Below are 18,983 nucleotides of genomic sequence, written 5' to 3'. Positions count from 1 at the left end.
CTATTTGACGCCGGCCTGCATGAACGATTGCATGAACTGTCGCTGGAACAGCAGAAAGGCCAGCACCAGCGGTCCGACGCATAGCAGCGTGCCAGCCGACAGTACGCCCCAGTCGACACCGGTCTCGGGCGCGGCAAACAGCGCCATACCGACCGTCACCGGGCGGCTGGCTTCAGTCTGCGTGGCGACGAGTGGCCACAGAAAGTTGTTCCAGTGATAGCTGATGGAAACCAGCGCATAGGCCAGGTAAGTCGGCCGCGCGAGCGGCACATACACCTTGAGCAGAATGCCAAGCCGCCCCAGCCCCTCGATACGCGCGGCATCCTCGAGCTCCTGCGGCACGGTCATAAAGGTCTGCCGCAACAGGAAGATGCCGAAGGCACTGGCGATATACGGCAGGGCGACGCCAAGGTACGCATCCACCTGACCCAGCCGCGCGATCGTCAGGTAGTTCTCGGCAATCAGCACCTCGGGCATCACCATCAGCTGTAGGAGCACCAGACCGAACACGAAGCTGCGTCCGGCAAAGCGCATGCGCGCCAGCGCAAACGCGGCCAGCGTGCAGACCGTGAGTTGCAGCACCAGCAGCAGCGTAACGATCGCCACGGTGTTGAGCAGATAGCGCGCAAACGGCGCCACATTCCACGCCTGCGGGAAATTGGCCAATCCCCACGGCGTCTGCAAGCTGAGCCGCATCGCTTCGCCACCGGGGTGGAACGCCCCCCAGCACAGCAGCAACAGCGGCGAAATCCACAACAGGCCAGCCACGAGCGCGGCGGCGGGCATCAATGCATGGCGAAGGAAGTTCATCGATAGTGCACGCGGTTGCGAGACAGCCAGAACTGGATGGCCGAGCACAGTGCCAGCAGCGCCAGCAGCACAACCGTCAGCGCACCGGCATAGCTCGCGTCCTGAAACTTGAAGGCGATTTCGTAGAGGTAATACAGCAGCAGCGTGCTCGCATTATTGGGGCCGCCGCGCGTAAGTACGAACAGGTGATCGACGAGCTTGAACGCGTTGATCAGCGCATTCACCACGACGAACAACGTGGTCGGCGCCAGCAATGGCAACACCACGCGTCGCAATCGGTACCACGCGGAAGGCGACTCGAGCCGTGCGGCATCGAGCAGCTCCGTCGAAATCGATTGCAGCGCCGCGAGGTAGAAAATCATGAAGAAGCCCGCTTCCTTCCAGATGGTCACCACCATCAGCGCCGGCAGCGCGGTATCGGTATCGCCAAGCCAGTTGTGGCCGGCAATGCCAAGGGCTGCCAGCAAACGGTTCAGCAGGCCGATATCGGGCGCATAGAAGAACAGCCAGATGTTGGCCGCGGCCACCATCGGCAATACGGTGGGCGTAAAGAAAGCCAGCCGCAGCAGGCCGCGACCGGCGTAGCGCTGGTTGACCCACAGCGCCATGGCAAGTGCCAGCACCACGGACACCGGCACGGTGACCAGTGCGTACCAGAGGTTGTTGCGCAGCGCCTGACGGAATACGGGATCGTCGAGCAGCGCCGTGAACTGTTCGGCGCCCGCGAACGTTGACGGTAACCCCGGCGCCTGCATGTGAAGGCTGTGCCAGAGGCTGCCGGCAATCGGCCAGTAGGTGAACGCGGCCAGCAGCACCAGCGCGGGCAACAGCATGAGCCAGGCCTGAGCGGCCTGGCGAGGATCGCGGAACCGAAGGTTCATCGAGGGCTTGTCCAAATCTCGGTGTGACCGGACGCGGCCGGCACCGGCAACAATGCCAGCGCCGGCCGCGCCCGTGTCATCAACGCTGGTAGGGCTTCAGCACGCGGTCCGCCTGCGCCTGCGCGCCGGTCAGCGCCGCACGCGGCTCCTGCTGGCCGGTGATGGCCGATTGCAGGGCGTCTTCAAGCATCTTGCGCACACGGCCCGACTGATGCGTCGACAGCTCGGCCGTTGCCACAGACAGCTGGTCACGCGCGACGAGCGTCTGCGGCACCTTGGCGGCGTACTCCTTCAGCGTCGGCGTGTCGTAGCTGGCGGCGCTCACACCCATGTAGCCGGTGGCCACGCTCCACTGCGCCGAACGCTCCGGTGCGGTCAGGAACTTGACCAGACGGAACGACGCGCGTTGCTCGGCTTCGCTGCCGCTCTTGAACAGGTAAAAGTTGCCGCCGCCGGTGGGCGAGCCCGGTTCGGTGTTGCCGGGCAGCGGGGCCACGCCGACGTCAAACTTGGCATCCTTGAGCACGGCCGTCAGATTACCGGTGGAGTGCCACATCATCGCGGTCTTGCCCTCGACGAAATTCTGGCGCAGCGTGCCCCATTCGATCAGGCCCTTCGGGCTCACGCCGTCCTTCGACAGCGACGTCCAGAACTCGAGCGCCTGCACAGCCTTCGGGCTGTCGAACATCGTGCGCGTACCGGCCGGGTTCATCAGCGTCTGGCTGTTCTGCTTGGTCAGCGCGCCGAACATCCAGTAGGCATAACCGGTGGAGGGGATCATCACGCCCCAGCGGTTGGTGGTGTTGCCGTCGCGCTGCACCAGCTTGGCGGCGGCTTCGCGCATCTCGGTCCAGGTGCGCGGCGGCTTGTTCGGGTCGAGGCCGGCCTGACGGAACGCATCCTTGTTGTAGAACATCACGATGGTGGAGCGCTGGAACGGAATGCCCCAGGTCTTGCCATCGGCACGGCCGTTGTCCATCAGGCCCGGGTAGAAGCTTTGCAGCCACGCCTTGTCTTCGGGCATGGTGGCGAAGTCGTCGAACGGACGAATCACGCCCATGTCCTTCAGTTCGTGCAGGTCGATCGAGAACAGCACCGAGGTCTGCACCGGCGTGCCGGCCTTGAGCGCGGCCAGTGCCTTGGTGCGCGCGTCGTCATAGTTGCCCGCGTAGATCGCGTTCACCTTGACATCGGGGTTGGCCTGCTCGAATTCACCGACGAGCTTGTCCACAACCTGAGTGAGCGGACCGCCCACGGACACGGGGTAGTACATCGTGACCTGCGTCTGTGCGGCGGAAGCGGCGACCGGCGACAGACCGGTCAGGCCGGCAAACGCGCCGAGCGCAAGCGCCAGGCATCGGGTTTTGAACGACATGGTGGCTCCTTGAAGGCGATGGGGGATAAAACTAGGGCAGGTCAAAACGTCACTGGCTGATCGCATCGAGGGCGAAGCGATGTTCATGCTCGGCGGACCACCGCAACATGAGGCCGGCGCCGGGCGATACCGCGACGCGGCCGGGATGGCGCACCAGCAGCGGTTGCTCGTGGAGCTTCACCTCGATCAGCGTGTCGGCGCCGTGATATTCGGTGCGCATGACGACAGCAGCATGTCCGTCGGCGAGTTCGATATGTTCGGGACGCACGCCGAGCCAGGTGCTGGTGCCAGGCATGCGAATCAGATTCATCGGCGGCTGGCCGATAAAGCGCGCCACGACGGGCGTGGCGGGCTGGTCGTAGAGCTGTGCGGGGGTACCGACCTGTGCGATCTGACCCTGATGCATCAGCACGATGCGGTCGGCCATGCTCATCGCCTCCACCTGATCGTGCGTGACGTAGACCACGGTGAGACCGAGCTGTTGCTGGAGCTTGCGCAACTCGGCGCGCATCTCGGCGCGCAGTTGCGCATCGAGGTTGGAGAGCGGCTCATCCATCAGGCATAGCGGATGCTGCGACACGATGGCCCGTGCCAGCGCGACACGTTGCTTCTGGCCACCCGACAGCGCGCCGGGTTTGCGTGCGAGCAACGCGCTCAGGCCCAGCAGCTCGGCCGCGTGCTGCAGCCGGCGAGCCTGCTCGTCGCGCGCGACCTTGCGCGCACGCAGGCCGAACACGATATTGTCGGCCACGCTCAGATGCGGAAACAGCGCGTACGACTGGAACACCATGCTCAGCATGCGCTGCGCGGGGTCCAGTGCGGTGACGTCGCGGCCATCCAGATGGATGTGGCCATCGGTGGGCGCATCGAGTCCGGCAATCAGCCGCAGCAGCGTGGTCTTGCCGCAGCCCGAGGCACCGAGCAACGCGATGAATTCGCCGCGTTCGATGTCGAGGTCGATGCCGCGCAGCACGTCATGATCGCCGAAATGCTGCCGTAGTCCTTCGAGTCGCAGATAGGCCATGGAAGGGATAGAAATGGGCGCGCCCGGTTAGCAGAGATGGAGGGCAACGCCCGCCTGTTCGCAAAGCGCGGGCAGCGTGCCCAGCGCGTCGGTGGCCTCGTGATCGGTAAAGAGGTGATCGATCTCGTCGAGCGTGCCCACGCGGCAAGGTGCGTTGTGCAGGTACTTGCTGCTGTCGAGCAGCAACATGCGCAGATGGCTATGCGACAGCAGCACGCGACTCAGTTCGGCCTCTTCGGGCTGGAACTCGTAGAAGGCACCATCCTCATCGAAGCCCGCCGCGCTGCAGACCGCCACATGCGCACGGAAACGGCGCAGGAAGTCGAGCGACGCGCTGCCCATCACGTCGAGGTCTCCCGCGCGCAGGCGGCCGCCGGCGACCCAGGTCTCGATGCGCGGCTTGTCCGCGAGCGCGTGCACAACGCCCAGATTGTTGGTCACGACGCGCAATGGCAGATCGGCTGGCAGCGCATGCGCGAAGTCCGCCACCGTGGTGCCGTAGCCGAGGAACACCGTGGCATCGGCCTCGAGCATGCCAACCGCCACGGCCGCGATGCGGCGTTTGCGTTCGACGTGATTGGCGCTGCGTTGCAGGTAGCTAAGGTTGTGCTGGCTCGCGGAGAGGCTCAGGCCACCGTGCGTACGGCGCGCCAATCCCTGCACGCTGAGTTCGTTGATATCGCGGCGAATCGTCTGCGTGCTCACGCCAAAGCGGCTCGCGAGCTGTTCGGTGCTCAGGTAGCCAGCATCGTTCAGCCAGCCGATGATTTCGCGTTGGCGCGGAGTCAGGCTCATAGGGTGCCGCCCGACTGAATCGGGCTCATTCGATCATTTTGTGTGTTCGAATGAAAATGTAAGCGCGCAATGTGTCACTTCCATGACGCACAATGGACGCGATGGACGAATAGGTACGTAAACTGGACGGATGGATCGATTGCGACGGATCGGGCGCGCCATACTTCAGACATCCGATCGAACGAAGGCACACATGTCATCGCTGAACTCTCCGCCAACCGGCACCCTGCATGCCTTGCATGACCGTTGGCCGCAAGCCAAGTCGGTGGACGATTTCCGCGCCAATCTGGCGGCGGTGCACGCGCGCATTGCCGCGGCGTGCCAGCGCGCGGGGCGCGATCCCGCCGGGGTGCGGCTGCTGCCGGTCAGCAAGACCAAGCCGGAAGACACCCTGCGGCTCGCCTATGCGGCGGGCTGCCGCATGCTCGGCGAGAACAAGCCGCAGGAGGCCCATCGCAAGTGGGAAGGGATGCGGGATCTGACCGATTTGCAGTGGTCGGTCATCGGGCATCTGCAGACCAACAAGGCGAAGCTCGTGGCGCAGTGCGCGAGCGAGTTCCAGGCGCTGGACAGCCTGCGCGTGGCCGAGGCGCTCGATCGGCGCCTGCAGGCTGAGGGGCGTGCGCTCGATGTGTTCGTGCAGGTCAATACTTCGGACGAGGACAGCAAGTACGGCTTGCCTCCCGCCGAGGTGGCTGCGTTTCTGCGCGAACTCCCTGCGTTCTCCGCGCAGCGGGTGAAGGGGTTGATGACGCTTGCGATGTTCTCGGCGGAGGCGGAGCGTGTACGCGCGTGCTTCGTGCAGCTACGCGAACTGCGTGACCGGTTGCGCAACGATCTGCCATCGGGCCTCACGCTCGATCAGCTGTCGATGGGCATGTCGGGGGATTTCGAGATCGCGATCGAAGAGGGCGCCACGGTCGTGCGCGTGGGACAGGCGATCTTCGGCGCGCGCGCCACGCCGGACAGTCACTACTGGCCCGGTGGCGCGCAGGAAGAGGCATGACGGCATAATGCCGGGGTTCATTTGATCACGCCCTCAGCATGACTCTTCATATTCGTACCCCGCTATTGCATTCACTGCCGATGTCCGCGCGCCTCGGCAAGACTGTCTGGCTCAAGATGGAAGCGCTGCAGCCTTGTGGCTCCTTCAAGCTGCGAGGGGTCGGGCACGCGTGCCTGACGCATGCCGAACGCGGCGCGCGGCATTTTGTGTCGTCGTCGGGTGGCAATGCGGGCGTGGCGGTGGCCTATTGCGGCCGCATGTTGCATATCCCGGTGACGGTGGTGGTACCGGAGACGACATCGGCGCGCGCGCTCGAACTGCTGCGCCTCGAAGGTGCCGAGGTCATCGTCCATGGGCAGTCGTGGGCGGAAGCCAACACACTCGCGCAATCGATGCTCGATGCGCACACCGCGTTTATTCACCCGTTCGATGATCCGCTGCTGTGGCATGGCCACGCATCGCTCGTCGATGAAGTGGCGGAGGCGGGCATCAAGCCCGATGCGGTGGTGCTGTCGGTTGGCGGTGGCGGGCTGCTGTGCGGCGTGGCCGAAGGCATGCACCGGCAAGGCTGGGACGACGTGCCGATCATCGCCGCGGAGACGCATGGCATGGCGTCCTATGCGCGCTCGCTGGAAGCCGATGCGGTGGTGGCGCTGCCCGCGGTGACGGGCATTGCGACCTCGCTGGGCGCCAAGCAGCCATCGAGCGAAGCGGTGGCATGGAGCCGCCGCCTGCCAATCTCGAGCGTCGAGGTGTCCGACCGCGAAGCGGTGACCGCCGCGCTTCAGTTGCTGACCGACCATCGCGTGCTGGTGGAGCCCGCCTGCGGCGCGGCGCTGGCCGCGGTGGAAAAAAACTCGGAAGAGCTGGCCGCGGCGAAAGACATCCTGATCGTGGTCTGTGGCGGCGTGGTGGCGACGCTCGCGCAGTTGCAGGATTGGGAGCGCACGCTAGCTTGATTTGTTTATCGCGGCCTGCCACCATGCCTCTCGCCCCGATTTGACCCGCAGCTGAATCGGTTGGATATTCTTACGCAGTCAGCCGCAGTCCAAACCACCAAAAATCGACTCGCGCAAACCAGTGGCCATCGTGTTTGCCGAAGCCGATGCGGGCCATGCGGTTTGCGGAGTTCAGTGGCAGGTAGGTGATCTTCATCGTGCGGAAATCCGGGGCCAAAAGGAAAATGGCCCCAGATCTTACAGGTGCTTTGCGCGGACAGCGCCGCGGCTAGCGCTGTTGCTCGGGAATCGCGTCCAGCATCGCCTGCCCCATCGCGACGTCGCCTTGCGCCTTGAGGCCTTCGGCCGCGCCCGTTTTGTCACGCAGTTCGCGGTTCTGGCTCAGCTTGAACTTGCCGACGAGCTGCTCGATTTCCACTTCGATGCCGACGATGGACTTGAGCATGGTGTCGAGAAAATCAGCGGGGGCATCGCCCATCTTCCAAGGCTTTGGTTGCGAGGCCTCGTGCGTGCGGGTCAGTTTGGCTACCACACCGCGCACATAGCGCTCGTCATCGCGAATGGTGATCTTGCCGTGAGCGTGGACGACTCTGTAGTTCCAGGTCGGAACCACCTTGTGCGCTTCCTGTTTGCTCGGATACCAGTTCGGCGAGATATAGGCGTCTTCCGCGCGGAACACCACCAGCACATCGTCACCGCTCTTCACGTCCTGCCAGACAGGGTTGTTGCGGGCAACGTGCGCAAGCAGGACTCCCTGCTTGCCGGCCGCGGGATCCAGTTCGAACGGAAGGTGATTCGCATCGAGACCGTTCTTTCCGTTCGTCATCAGGATGGCAAACGGAAACTCGCGCATCAGGCGATGCAGGTCTTCGACATTGGGAACTTCGAAATGGGCAGGGACGTACATGTTCTGTTCCGCTGGGGGTCTTTATGTGGGGATGAATCCATGATGGCCTTCCCGGATGTCATCGGGAAGGGCCATTTTCACCCAATTTCACTAGACCAGTATTGTCCGGTTACGCGCCGGCGCGCCGTCGTCTGGGTTTCCGCTCTCCGGCCTCGGCTGCAATGATCGTGGCCAGCTTCTTCACGGCGTCGTCCATCTGCTTGTCGGTGAATCCGCCCAGCCCGAGAATCAGGCCGGGACGGCGCCTGGCGTTCGAATACATGGGCGATACGGCCCTGACTGCCACGCCGGCCTCCTTGGCCTTTGCCGTAACGACCGTGTCGTCGATGCCTTCGGTCAGCCACAACACGACGTGCATGCCCTGATCGCCGGGTTGGAGCCACGCGAGATCGGCCGGAATCCGCTGTTCGACGATCGAGATCAATTGCTGGCGTCGATCTGCATAGACGAGTCGCACGCGACGGATATGGCGATCGAGATATCCCTCGGCTATAAACGCCGCGAGCGTGTGTTGGTCCGCGCTTGGCGGATGCCGGTCCATCAACCCGCGCGCGCCACAGAACGCCGGCACAAGATGCTCGGGCACGATCGCATAGCCGATGCGCAACGACGGGAACAGAATCTTGCTGAAGGTGCCGAGGTAGATCACGCGATCGGGCGCCAGACCCTGCAGCGAGGGGAACGGATGCCCTACGTAGCGGAGCTCGCTATCGTAGTCGTCCTCGACGAGCCATGCATCATTCGCGCGGGCCCACGCCACCAGCGCGGTCCGACGCGCCATGCTCAGCGGCATGCCGAGTGGATACTGGTGAGAGGGCGTGACGAAAGCCACGCGTGCATCGGGTGCGGCGCGAATGCCGGCGTCTACATCGATGCCGGCCTCATCGACGGCCACGCGCACCATGCGATCCGCAGCGCCCGTGGCTTCCAGAATGCCTGTGATACCGCGATAGGCGGGATCTTCCACCCACACCGTGTCCGCAGATTCCAGCAGAATCTGGCACGAGAGATAGAGTCCCTGCTGCGTGCCTGCCGTGATGATGACCTGCGCAGGCGTGCAATGCACCGAGCGAGACTTGCGAACGTAGTCGGCAATGGCCACGCGCAGCGCCGGTACGCCCTGTGGATCGTCATAGCCCGATGGCGCGGCCGAACGTAAGCCACGTGTGCGATTGCCGAGTTTGCGCCAGGTGTCATCGGGCGCTGTGGGGCCGATCGGGACCGATACCGCGAATGGCACCGGGGGGAGTGGTGCGAATTGACGGGCCACCTCCGCAAACGCCGCGGCACGGGGCCGCAATTCAGGCGCCGGCTTTGCCTTTCTGCTCCGCTTGGCACCGTCATCCGCGGGGAGCTGAGACAAGCCTGTGGAGACCCGGGTGCTTGACCCCGCCTGCGCCTCCAGAAACCCCTCGGCAATCAACTGCTCGAACGCATTGGTGACGAGCCCACGCGAGATCTCCAGGGTGCTGGCGAGATACCGCGTGGATGGCAGCGATTCCCCGGGCTTCAACTCACCCGAACGAATGGCCTCGCGGAGCACGAGCATCAGCTGCCGCCCAAGCTGCCCCTCGGTGCGATCGAGTCTGCCGACGAACGGCAACTCCACAGCCTGACGACGTCTGGGCATAAATACTGGCTCATTGATTCCGGTCGATACTCGTTACATACCATAAACCAGTAAAAAGTCGAAAGCCAGAGTCCCTATCAGAAGGCTGAGGCCATGGCTTCTTCCTCATCGGTCTCCAGCGCTAAGCCATCCTCGTCCTCCACAGCGTCGTCAACTTCGAATACGCCCTGCAGGTACGTCGCGTAGCGTCGCTGCAGGTACCTGAGCGAGGCACCGCGATCCGCTTGAATATCGAGCTGGTCTTGCAAAAACTTCAGGCGTGCGCGGTTGTCGTCCAGCACTTGAGCCCAGGTTTTCGCGAAGATGCTGACATTCGGCTTCTCCAGAATCGAGCCGGTCTCGTCCTTGACCAGATGCTCGGTGTAGGGCTTCAACTCGTCGCTGATTACCCAGAAACTCCACTTCACCCCCACCCTTGAGAAGCGCGGGTCGTCGATAACCGAGAACGCGTAGCCTTGGATCTGCGTGACCTCATCGGGGCCGATGGACACATTGGGCGCCTTGAGTTCCACGACGAGGTGCGAGAGCCGGTTGGCACGATGATGCTTGGTGGCCCTCGACAGCATCAGATCCACAATGCCGCGCGTCTGTGAGATATGCCTGACCGGCTCGTCGATCACGATGTCGGCATCGAGCAGTTTCTTGTGCGCCACCAGCGCTTGCGTGAGCGACTGGTCGTCCACCGAGAGACCAAACTCATCGCCGAACAGCCAGCAGTTCTGCGCAATGATGCGATGCAGCTGCGATCGTTCCTTCAGGCGCCGCTTTGGTTCGGCATCGAAGAGTATCGCCTCCAGACCATCGAGAAACTTCAGCCGGTCAGACACAACCTTCGCCGCGCCGATGATGGAAGACACGGTCGTGTCGCGTAGCAGCCGCGCCAGCTCTTCCTGCTGCCGCCTCGGCAGTCGGAGCACCTCGCCGAGGATCAGTTGAAGATCTGCGGGACTACGCTCGATTGCCTGCCGAAGCATGCGTAGCTGAAACGCCTTGGTCGTCGGTTGTGTCGCGCCGAAATCGGGAAGGTAGCGCGCCACATTGACCGCGACAATGTCGAACACCTGACGTTCGACCCGCTCGATCGGCGTGACCGGCTCGTTTGCGAACGGGTACACGGCGTCGTGCTTCCACTCCTCCACCACTGAACGAGCCTCTTCCGCCGCGCGCAGCCGGAAATGAGTCCTGATGACGTGCTGGGCCTCCGCAACCGTCGCGGCCACGACGTCAGCCTGCAGCGCGAGGTCGAAGTAGGGCGAGTAGAGGTACGCGGAGAACTGGAATAGTCCAATCTGGATAGGACGATCGACCTGCATCAGAGGAAACACCCGCTGGTTGCAGAGATAGAGCGCCTGATGACTGGTCGCGTCCCATTCGATCAGGTGCAGGCGTACCCAGAATTCTCGGCCATCGATCGTGATGTCGGTCAGGCTGAACGACTTTCGTCCAGCCATGGCAGACGCTGAATCGATGACGCGCCCGTCGAGAACGATGCATGCGTTATTTCGCGCATCGGAGAGATAAATGGCGAAGACTTCCGTCAGCGCCTGGCGGCCGTCCTTGAGCGCAAGCACATCAAGGTCCTGAATGAGCTCTCGAATCGTGACGGTCACGCCCGGCATCGCCGTATCGGTTGCCACAGTTTCGTCGCTGATCCTCACCTCGCGGAGGTCGTGCGCCGATACGCGAATCGTGTAGGCCCACAGCTCGCCATCGCGTCGATAAACAACCGCCCACTCCGCTACGCGCCCGAGTGCAAACGCCTTGAAGCGACCGCACCCGTCCCGTCCATGCAGGAAACGGCCGGTTCGCGTCTGCGATCTCGTCTTCTTCCAGGAGTCGCTCTGGAAGCGAAAGAATTCCGCGGCATCAGCGTGGGGAATGCCATCGCCGTCGTCTTCCACCATGACGGCCTGCGGTTCGCCGGCGTCGTCGCGTTCGAACGATACCTTCACCGTTCTCGCCTCGGCGTCGAAAGCGTTCCAGATGAGTTCACCCAGTGCGAGCACGGGCTTTGAACGTTCCTGCTCCGCAACCATCGTCCCTCTCCTTGACCATGTAACCACGCAATGCTGTGGATTTATACAGTCTCGAAGGTGAACGGTGAAGACCGGCGTCCGCATATTGCAACGCGAACATCAAATCGGGAAATGGCGATGGACAGGGCAGGGCTAACGGCCCCACTCGGTCCTTCACCGCAACCCATGAATGATGTCGATGGCAAATCTGCCGTAGTACAGCGCTGCCTGCTCCGCGGCTTCACGCGTGAAGTAGTCGTCGTCGTAATCGAGCGAGTCGCAGAAGATGTGGTCGTCCCGTTGTGGCGTATAGCGAATCGCCATACGGTAGTTCCACTTCGGGCCGGGGAGCTGCTGGTGGCTGGCGTCTTCGGGGGGCAATTCGAATGCCACGGCGTGGATGTACATGCCTCGATAGCCTTGGCAGAACCAGCTCGATCGATTCATGCTGTCCTTGCCCATTCCGATTGCACGCCCATGCCGTGGCGGTCTCAGCTACTCGCGGAGATAGAGACGGTGCTGCGTACCTTTCGACCAGCGCCGAGGCCCACGGGGATCAGGGGGCCGTCCCATGGATCAACGGCCCAGTCCAGTGCGCAATCGCCTTCGCGCGCCTTGTCGTACAGGTGATCACGCAGGGCCTGGGCGATGGCAAGACGGATCAATGCCTCCGGCGTGCTGAACGCTCCGTCCTGCACCGGTGCCTCGACGGTCCACACCGCGAACGAACGGCGTCCCGCGCCCACGAAGCTCGTGAAGCGGATGTTCGCTGGTTGACGTTGGGATGCATCGTGAAAACCCACCACGACGTGGTAGGCCGTACCCTGTTGCTCGGATGGCAGCTTGCAAAGGAATTCGAAGGGTGCCGCGGCAGTCGCCGCCGTGGAATCCTTGCCTGCTCGGCTGGACTCGATCTCGTTATTGATCATCTGAGGCTCGCTGTGGGCATGCGGAAGGCGTGATCTCAACGCTTGCGGCGATGAGACCGGTGGGAGCTGCGGGAGGAGAGCCCGTACAAACGTATGGAACATCGCGAGACGAAAAACACGCAATGTGTCTGACCAGTGTAGTGGCTCATGGCGGTTCCAGCTAACATCCTTACAAACTAAATCGCCAAAGTATCCCTCACAGGGTGGAATATGGCACGGAGCTTGCACTTACTGTTGTAGTAGTTCCCTCCTTCCTCCTGCCAGGCACGCCAATGAAGACGTTCCACTGCACGCACTGTAAAAGTCTCGTGTTCTTCGAGAGCTTCTCCTGCAATCATTGCAACGCCTTGCTGGGCTATGTGCCCGGCATGCAGGAAGTCTGCGCGTTCGAGGGGAGCGATGCCAATGGCTGGTCGATACTGCCCGCTCTGCCGGATGCATCGGGTAAACACTTCCGCCGCTGCGCCAACTTCGCACAGGAAGCGGTCTGCAACTGGATGGTGCCGGCGGACGATTCCAACCCGTTGTGCGAGTCCTGCCGCATGACGCGCATCATCCCGACGCTGTCCAAACCGGACAATCGGCTGTACTGGTATCGTCTGGAACAGGCAAAACGGCGTTTGTTGTACACGCTTACCGCGTTGCATCTGCCGACCCAATTCGCGGGCACCAATGGCACCGGGCCCCTGACCTTCGAGTTCCTCGAGGACATATCCGCCACGGAGCCCGTGGTAACCGGTCACGACAACGGCCGCATCGTCATCAACATCAAGGAGGCGAACGATGTCGAGCGGGAAACCACGCGTTCGTGGGCGGGGGAGGCATATCGGACGTTGCTGGGCCATCTGCGTCACGAGTCCGGGCATTATTACTTCCAGCGGCTGGTAGAAGGGTCGGAGGATATCGCGCCGTTTCGCGCGCTGTTTGGCGATGAACGAGCCGACTATGCGGAGGCGATGCGGCGCTATTACGAGAACGGTGCGCCATCGTCGTATCAGGGTTTCATCAGCGCTTACGCCACCATGCATCCGCTCGAAGATTGGGCCGAGACGTGGTCGCACTACCTGCATATGGTGGATACGCTGGATACCGCCAACTGGTGCGGGCTCACATTGCTGCCGTCGACCCATGCCGATCCGGGTCTGACGGATCGCACGCCCGTCGATATCGCAAACTTCGACAGCCTGATGGGCCGGTGGCAACCGTTGACGTACGTCATGAACAGCCTCAACCGCAGTCTGGGCTTGCCGGACGCCTATCCGTTCTCACTGTCGCCAACGGCGGTGAACAAACTCCGATTCGTGCATCGGGTGATCAATGCATGCGGGCAATACCGATGAGAGCCCAGCCGATGAGAGCCCAGCCGATGAGTGCTCAGCCGATGAGCGCTCAGGCGTCCGCCAGCAGCACGTCGACGACGATCCTTCCGCGTCGCGCGCAGGCGTCTTGTGCATCGCCCTGCGTGCCGTAGCCGGACGACGAATAGAACGGCCCGGAGAGCAGGGCGCCATCGCTGTCCATAATCGCTACGTCATAGTCCCAATCGGTGCGTTTCAAGGCGGTGGCGCCGCGCGCGGCCTGAAACACGTGCATGCGCAGCAGCAGCCCGCGGTAGGCCTCGGTGGTTGGTTCGGCCCGATCTGTCACATTGTCCCCAGATAAACCCGCTGAATGCGCGGCACGATACGGTATCGCGGCAAGAACATCCGGTGGTGGGGTTCATGGTAGGCCTCTTTGGCGACTGGCCCTGTCAGTCTATGTCTGATTATTTCCGGTGCCGCGCAAGTCCAGGCGCCGCACGGGCGCTCCCTTCTATTGCGGGGGCTGGCCGTTGGATGCGCTCAGTCCACCGTCCACCGGCAGGTTCACGCCGGTGATAAAGCGCGCGTCCTCGCTGGCGAGAAAGGCAATCACATCGGCAATGTCTTCGGGCTCGGCGGTACGACCCAGGGCGATGCGCTCACGAAATTTCGCGATCAGAGCCTCGTCCTTGAACATGTCGGTGGTGAGGTCCGTACGTGTGAGCGAAGGGCATACCGAGTTGATGCGTACGCCGTCGCGGCCATAGTCCAATGCGAGCGAGCGCGTCAGATTGACCACACCGCCTTTCGCCGTGTTGTAGAAGCTCATGTTCCAGTCGGCGCCGAGACCGGACACGGACGCGGTATTGACGATGCATCCCTTGGTCTTGATCAGATGGGGCAGCGCCGCGCGCGCGCCGTGGAACACGCCATCGAGGTCGATCGATATCACCTTGTGCCAGGCGTCGACGCTATCCTCGGTCGCGCGGCCTTCGGACGCAACGCCGGCGTTGTTCACCATCACGTCCAGCCTGCTGAACTTGTCGATCGTCGCACGGACGAGTCCTTCCACCTGGTCATAGTCGCTAACGTCCGCCACCCGCACGAGGTACTTCTCCTTCGGTAATTGCGCGGCCACGCTCTCCAGCTTTTCGCGTGTGCGTCCCGCCAGTACGACCTTGGCGCCTTCCGCGGCAAATCTGCGCACGGTGGCGGCACCGATGCCCGACCCCGCTCCGGTCACGATGACTACCTTGTTCTCGAACCGTTTCATGATCTCGTTCCCATAAAGTTCACGAGACCTGCGCGCAAGTTCCATACCCTGCAGCAGCCGTCACGATCATGCGGCGCTGTGGCGAGGTCTGCACCGCGCTTTGTGCGCGCCAGACGCAAGCAAAAATGCAGTGACCGCAGATTTGTACGCGTAAGCGTGGCCGGTACGCATTTTGCTGAAGGAACAGGCCGCAACGGCAAACCAAGTATTTGCCGCGGTATCGGCGTACCGATTGCAACTTTCCCCACGGAGATTCACATGGACAAGTCAAAAATTCCGGTCGAGCAACGCCCAGCGCTGGCTCTGTTGATGGATGACCATCGCGCGGTGAAGAAGCTCTTCAAGGAGTTCGAGGCCGCGAAGAAGGATTCCGATAAACAGGCCATCGCCGCGGAGACCTGCCAGCAGCTCAGCGTGCATGCGCAGATCGAGGAAGAGATCTTCTATCCGGCCCTGCGCGGCGCATCGGACAAGGTCGATGACATGCTCGATGAAGCGGAAGTCGAGCATGACGTGGCCAAGTCGCTGATCCAGAAAATCCAGCAAGGCGACTCGGAGATGCTCGACGCCAACTACAAGGTGCTGACCGAGTACGTGGGTCACCACGTCGAGGAAGAGGAAGGCGAACTGTTCCCGGCCGTGATCAAGGCAAAGATCGATCTGCGCGAGATTGCGACGCGTCTGGAAGCCCGGAAGATGGAGCTGCTTGGCGAGCCTGCTTGAGCGGCGCCGGATGCTGTACGAATTGATAGCTAATCTGGACGAATTGAGGCATCGCGCGGTGTCTCCGGTTGCATACTGATCCTGTCATGCAGCCGGAGATTCCATCATGCGCGAACGTCATTTTCAGCCTGCCCCGGAATGGGTGGTCCAGCAGTGGTTCAACACCGACAAGCCTCTAACTCTTGCAGCGCTGCGCGGCAAGGTCGTGGTGCTCGAGGCGTTTCAGATGCTGTGTCCGGGCTGCGTTTCGCATGGGTTGCCGCAGGCTCAGCGCGTGCATCAGACGTTTTCGTCATCCGAAGTCGTGGTCGTGGGTTTGCACACGGTGTTCGAGCATCACGAAGCGATGACGCCCACCGCCTTGCGCGCGTTCCTGCACGAATACCGGATTCCGTTCCCGGTAGGAGTGGATATGCCCGATGGCCGCAATGGCGTGCCGCAGACGATGCGGGCGTACGATATGCGCGGCACGCCGACGCTGATCCTGATCGATGCGCGTGGCAATCTGCGTCAGCAACATTTTGGTTCGATCAGTGACCTGACGCTTGGTGCGCAGATTGCCGAGTTGGTGCTCGAGGCACGCGAGGACGCGACCGGTGCGTCGGCGACGTCGGCTGGCAGTGGCGCCGATCGCAGCGCGGACGACTGCGCATCGGGCGCCTGCGCCATCAGAATGCCGAACGAATAGTGCCGCCGTCGACGCGGATCGTGGCGCCGCTGATGTAGTCAGCGAACGGGCTCGACAGGTACGCCACCGCGCCGGCAATTTCATCGGGACGGCCCAGACGGCCGACGTCGTTGGGTACGAGGTCGCGTACGCAGCCTTGCTCGATCTCCTCCCAGCTCTCGCCCCAGCCGAACTTGGGCGCGATGGCTTCCAGCAACTGCCTGACCGCCGGCACCAGAATCGCGCCGGGCGCCACGACATTCGACGTCACGCCCGTGTCCTTGAGGTCGCGCGCCAGCGATACCGCGAGGTTATGACGCGCGGCGAGCGATGCGTTGTAGTCCGGCTGCATCGGCACCGGCTGCCCGGCGAGGCCGCCACCAATCTGGATCACGCGGCCCCAGCCACGCTCGCGCATGTTGGGCACCAGTCGCTGGATCATACGCACGGCCGATACCACGTTGACCTGATAGGTCTCGACCCAGGTCTCCGGCAGCGCGGTGGTCCAGTTCAGATGGTGATAGTAACCAGCATTGTTGACGAGGATATCGATCTCGCCGCCTTTCCGCGCCTGTGCTGCCACGGCATCGGCGCCTTCGTCGGTGGCGAGATCGCCCAGTGCCACCTCTGCCGCGCCGCCTGCGGCTTTGATGGCTGCAGCCACCGTATGAGTGCGATTGGCATCTCTGCCGTGCACCACCACCGTCGCGCCTTCCGCCGCCAGCAGCTTCGCGATCGCCTCGCCCAATCCTGCGCTCGACCCGGTGACCAGCGCGCGTTTTCCGTTCAGATTCAGATCCATGCCATGCATCCAGCTTGATAAAGTTCTACCAGTGTAGAATTTATGGCATCAAAAGTATACGTGTGTTTAATTATGCGAGAACTGGGGAAGAAGGGTGCCGCGACGCGCCAGGCGATTCTGGAGTCGGCCCGTCAGGCGTTCACGCAATCCGGCTATGACGTGGGCGTGCGGGAGATCGCCGAGAACGCGGGCGTTACGGCGATGCTGGTCAACCGCTACTTCGGTTCGAAGGAGCAACTGTTCGAGGAGGTACTGGAGGGGGTGTTGTCGGCGCCGGGCATTCTGACGCGCGAAACCATGAAGCACGCCACGGACCTCGCGGCGTTGTGCCGCGAAATTGCCACCTCGTTGGTAGCGCGTACGTCGCCGGATATCACGCCGATGGATGGCTTTTTGATCATGCTGCGCTCCTCGAACAACGCGCAGGCCACGGCGATCCTGCGCAAGAAGATCGACGCGCATTTCGCACGGCCGCTCGCGGCGGTGCTGCCGGGTGCCGACGCATCCCAGCGCGCGGCGATCTTTCTGGGAATCATCGCCGGCATCCAACTGATGCGGCAGGTCATCGAGCTTGGCGCACTGCGACGCACCACGCCCGAAGACCTCGCGCGACGCATCGAGGCGTTATTGATCGTCGCCATCGGTGAGGCGGATCAGGCCTTTTTATAACCTTATTCGTCTATCGACATTAGAAAATCATCTTTGCGGTGCTATGAGTGACATTGGAGAATGGCACGGCGCATGGGTGATCCCGCCGCGCGACCTCGCCGGGTTCACGGCGGCTATCTACCTACAAAACCATGTCCGCATTGGAATTTCTCGGGTCGCGCAGTCTTCGCAATCTCCTCGTGGCGGCATCGCTGTCGGGTCTGTCGTTTGCCGCACTGGCGGACACCACGATCCTGAACGCCGCGTATGACGTCACGCGCGAGCTCTACAAGGAGGTCAACCCTGGCTTCGTCGCGCAGTGGAAGAAGGACACCGGCGAGACGATCACGGTCAACCAGTCCCATGGCGGCTCCAGCAAGCAGGCGCGCTCCGTTGCCGATGGCCTGGAGGCCGACGTCGTGACGATGAATCAGGAGACTGACATCGACCTGCTGGTGCAGCGCGGCATCATCGCCAAGGACTGGAAGACCCGGTTGCCGAACAACGCATCGCCGTATTTTTCGACGATCGTGTTCCTGGTGCGCAAGGGCAACCCGAAGAAGATTCTCGATTGGGACGATCTCGGCCGCGCGGGCGTGCAGGTGGTCGTACCCAACCCGAAGACCTCCGGTAACGGCCGCTATACGTATCTGGCCGCGTGGGGTGCGATGATCCGCAAGGGTGGCACCGAAGCGCAGGCGCGTGAAGCGGTGACCAAGCTGTTCCGCAACGTCCCGGTGCTGGACACCGGCGGTCGTGGGGCCACCACCACCTTTACGCAACGCCAGATCGGCGATGTGCTGGCGACCTTCGAAAGCGAAGTCCATCAGATCCGCAAGGAACTGGGCGACAACTTCGAGGTGGTCTACCCGAGCCAGTCGATCATCGCGGAAGCGCCGGTCGCCGTGGTGGACAAGGTGGTGGACAAGCGCGGCACGCGCAAGCAGGCCACCGCCTATCTGCAATACCTGTGGTCGGAGCCGGGGCAGGAAGTGATTGCCAAGCAGTTCAACCGCCCGCGTTCGGCCACCGCGCTGAAGGCCCATGCGGACCTGTTCAAGCCGATCAAGCTGTTCTCGATCAATGAAGTGTTCGGCAGCTGGGCCCAGGCCCAGGCGCGCCACTTCAACGACGGCGGCGAGTTCGATCAGCTTTATCAGGCACGCAAGTAAGGACGTTGTCCGGGGGGAGACGCGTTGCGCCCCCCCACCTCTGCTAAAAAACAGCGGTCAGTGTGT

At 62.6% G+C, this 18,983-nt stretch carries 21 protein-coding genes; 7 read left to right on the top strand and 14 right to left on the bottom strand.

Features of this window, described 5'->3' with window-relative positions; translation table 11 throughout:
• The 5 genes from LDO41_RS25995 to LDO41_RS25975 all read right to left on the bottom strand — a co-directional run bounded on the left by LDO41_RS25995 (position 1) and on the right by LDO41_RS25975 (position 4,885).
• Entirely contained in the window at positions 1–810 is an 810-nt protein-coding gene (locus tag LDO41_RS25995) for a carbohydrate ABC transporter permease (protein ID WP_223993597.1), read from the bottom strand.
• Positions 807–1,691 (bottom strand): carbohydrate ABC transporter permease, encoded by an 885-nt coding sequence (locus LDO41_RS25990; protein ID WP_223993595.1) that lies wholly within the window; start codon positions 1,689–1,691, stop codon positions 807–809. The genes LDO41_RS25995 and LDO41_RS25990 overlap by 4 nt, the downstream gene beginning before the upstream one ends.
• A gap of 79 nt (positions 1,692–1,770) precedes the next feature.
• Positions 1,771–3,066, bottom strand: coding sequence for an ABC transporter substrate-binding protein (locus LDO41_RS25985; protein WP_223993594.1), 1,296 nt, complete (start codon positions 3,064–3,066; stop codon positions 1,771–1,773).
• A 49-nt stretch (positions 3,067–3,115) separates the two neighbouring features.
• Entirely contained in the window at positions 3,116–4,090 is a 975-nt protein-coding gene (locus LDO41_RS25980) for an ABC transporter ATP-binding protein (RefSeq protein WP_223993593.1), read from the bottom strand.
• A gap of 27 nt (positions 4,091–4,117) precedes the next feature.
• Positions 4,118–4,885: a DeoR/GlpR family DNA-binding transcription regulator gene (locus tag LDO41_RS25975; RefSeq protein WP_223993592.1), complete on the bottom strand. Its 768-nt coding sequence runs from the start codon at positions 4,883–4,885 to the stop codon at positions 4,118–4,120.
• 193 nt (positions 4,886–5,078) lie between these two features.
• On the opposite strand from LDO41_RS25975, the gene LDO41_RS25970 reads away from it, so the two are divergent.
• A complete protein-coding gene (locus LDO41_RS25970; protein WP_223993589.1) occupies positions 5,079–5,891 on the top strand; it encodes a YggS family pyridoxal phosphate-dependent enzyme in 813 nt (270 codons plus the stop codon).
• 38 nt (positions 5,892–5,929) lie between these two features.
• The gene (locus tag LDO41_RS25965; RefSeq protein ID WP_223993587.1) at positions 5,930–6,850 is read left to right on the top strand and encodes a pyridoxal-phosphate dependent enzyme; all 921 of its coding nucleotides are present in this window, start codon (positions 5,930–5,932) and stop codon (positions 6,848–6,850) included.
• 70 nt (positions 6,851–6,920) lie between these two features.
• On the opposite strand, the gene LDO41_RS34255 is transcribed toward LDO41_RS25965, so the two are convergent.
• The 6 genes from LDO41_RS34255 to LDO41_RS25940 all read right to left on the bottom strand — a co-directional run bounded on the left by LDO41_RS34255 (position 6,921) and on the right by LDO41_RS25940 (position 12,331).
• Positions 6,921–7,046, bottom strand: coding sequence for a hypothetical protein (locus LDO41_RS34255; RefSeq protein ID WP_290370918.1), 126 nt, complete (start codon positions 7,044–7,046; stop codon positions 6,921–6,923).
• Between the two features lie 72 nt (positions 7,047–7,118).
• Complete coding sequence (locus LDO41_RS25960; protein ID WP_223993585.1) at positions 7,119–7,757, bottom strand: FMN-binding negative transcriptional regulator; 639 nt, start codon at positions 7,755–7,757, stop codon at positions 7,119–7,121.
• A gap of 109 nt (positions 7,758–7,866) precedes the next feature.
• A complete protein-coding gene (pdxR, locus tag LDO41_RS25955; protein ID WP_223993583.1) occupies positions 7,867–9,387 on the bottom strand; it encodes a MocR-like pyridoxine biosynthesis transcription factor PdxR in 1,521 nt (506 codons plus the stop codon).
• Between the two features lie 77 nt (positions 9,388–9,464).
• Positions 9,465–11,423, bottom strand: a complete 1,959-nt coding sequence (locus LDO41_RS25950) for an ATP-binding protein (RefSeq protein ID WP_223993582.1) — start codon at positions 11,421–11,423, stop codon at positions 9,465–9,467.
• Positions 11,424–11,576: 153 nt separating this feature from the next.
• Positions 11,577–11,810: a hypothetical protein gene (locus tag LDO41_RS25945; RefSeq protein WP_223993581.1), complete on the bottom strand. Its 234-nt coding sequence runs from the start codon at positions 11,808–11,810 to the stop codon at positions 11,577–11,579.
• Between the two features lie 83 nt (positions 11,811–11,893).
• Positions 11,894–12,331: a glycosyltransferase family protein gene (locus LDO41_RS25940; RefSeq protein WP_223993576.1), complete on the bottom strand. Its 438-nt coding sequence runs from the start codon at positions 12,329–12,331 to the stop codon at positions 11,894–11,896.
• A gap of 272 nt (positions 12,332–12,603) precedes the next feature.
• Here LDO41_RS25940 and LDO41_RS25935 point away from each other — a divergent pair, with 272 nt between their 5' ends.
• The gene (locus tag LDO41_RS25935; RefSeq protein ID WP_223993574.1) at positions 12,604–13,671 is read left to right on the top strand and encodes a zinc-binding metallopeptidase family protein; all 1,068 of its coding nucleotides are present in this window, start codon (positions 12,604–12,606) and stop codon (positions 13,669–13,671) included.
• A gap of 49 nt (positions 13,672–13,720) precedes the next feature.
• Here LDO41_RS25935 and LDO41_RS25930 read toward each other — a convergent pair whose 3' ends face one another.
• Together LDO41_RS25930 and LDO41_RS25925 are read right to left on the bottom strand one after the other, a co-directional pair.
• Positions 13,721–13,978, bottom strand: a complete 258-nt coding sequence (locus LDO41_RS25930) for a hypothetical protein (RefSeq protein ID WP_223993572.1) — start codon at positions 13,976–13,978, stop codon at positions 13,721–13,723.
• 165 nt (positions 13,979–14,143) lie between these two features.
• On the bottom strand, positions 14,144–14,905 hold the full coding sequence (locus tag LDO41_RS25925) for an SDR family NAD(P)-dependent oxidoreductase (RefSeq protein ID WP_223993571.1): 762 nt from the start codon (positions 14,903–14,905) through the stop codon (positions 14,144–14,146).
• Positions 14,906–15,163: 258 nt separating this feature from the next.
• Between LDO41_RS25925 and LDO41_RS25920 the strand changes: the two genes are divergently transcribed.
• Together LDO41_RS25920 and LDO41_RS25915 are read left to right on the top strand one after the other, a co-directional pair.
• Positions 15,164–15,628, top strand: a complete 465-nt coding sequence (locus tag LDO41_RS25920; RefSeq protein WP_223993569.1) for a hemerythrin domain-containing protein — start codon at positions 15,164–15,166, stop codon at positions 15,626–15,628.
• A 106-nt stretch (positions 15,629–15,734) separates the two neighbouring features.
• Positions 15,735–16,316, top strand: coding sequence for a redoxin domain-containing protein (locus LDO41_RS25915; protein WP_223993566.1), 582 nt, complete (start codon positions 15,735–15,737; stop codon positions 16,314–16,316).
• Here the strand turns inward: LDO41_RS25915 and LDO41_RS25910 are convergent.
• Entirely contained in the window at positions 16,297–17,097 is an 801-nt protein-coding gene (locus tag LDO41_RS25910) for an SDR family NAD(P)-dependent oxidoreductase (protein WP_223993564.1), read from the bottom strand. The two genes, LDO41_RS25915 and LDO41_RS25910, sit on opposite strands and share 20 nt — an antisense overlap.
• Positions 17,098–17,169: 72 nt before the next feature.
• Between LDO41_RS25910 and LDO41_RS25905 the strand changes: the two genes are divergently transcribed.
• Positions 17,170–17,766, top strand: a complete 597-nt coding sequence (locus tag LDO41_RS25905; protein WP_223993562.1) for a TetR/AcrR family transcriptional regulator — start codon at positions 17,170–17,172, stop codon at positions 17,764–17,766.
• A 131-nt stretch (positions 17,767–17,897) separates the two neighbouring features.
• The gene (locus LDO41_RS25900) at positions 17,898–18,917 is read left to right on the top strand and encodes a sulfate ABC transporter substrate-binding protein (RefSeq protein WP_223993561.1); all 1,020 of its coding nucleotides are present in this window, start codon (positions 17,898–17,900) and stop codon (positions 18,915–18,917) included.
• Positions 18,918–18,983: the final 66 nt, after the last annotated feature.

The organism is Cupriavidus pampae (assembly GCF_914271485.1).
Taxonomy (GTDB): Bacteria; Pseudomonadota; Gammaproteobacteria; order Burkholderiales; family Burkholderiaceae; genus Cupriavidus; species Cupriavidus pampae.
Note: the sequence above shows the minus strand (reverse complement) of the source record. Positions and strands in the feature narration are given on the sequence as shown.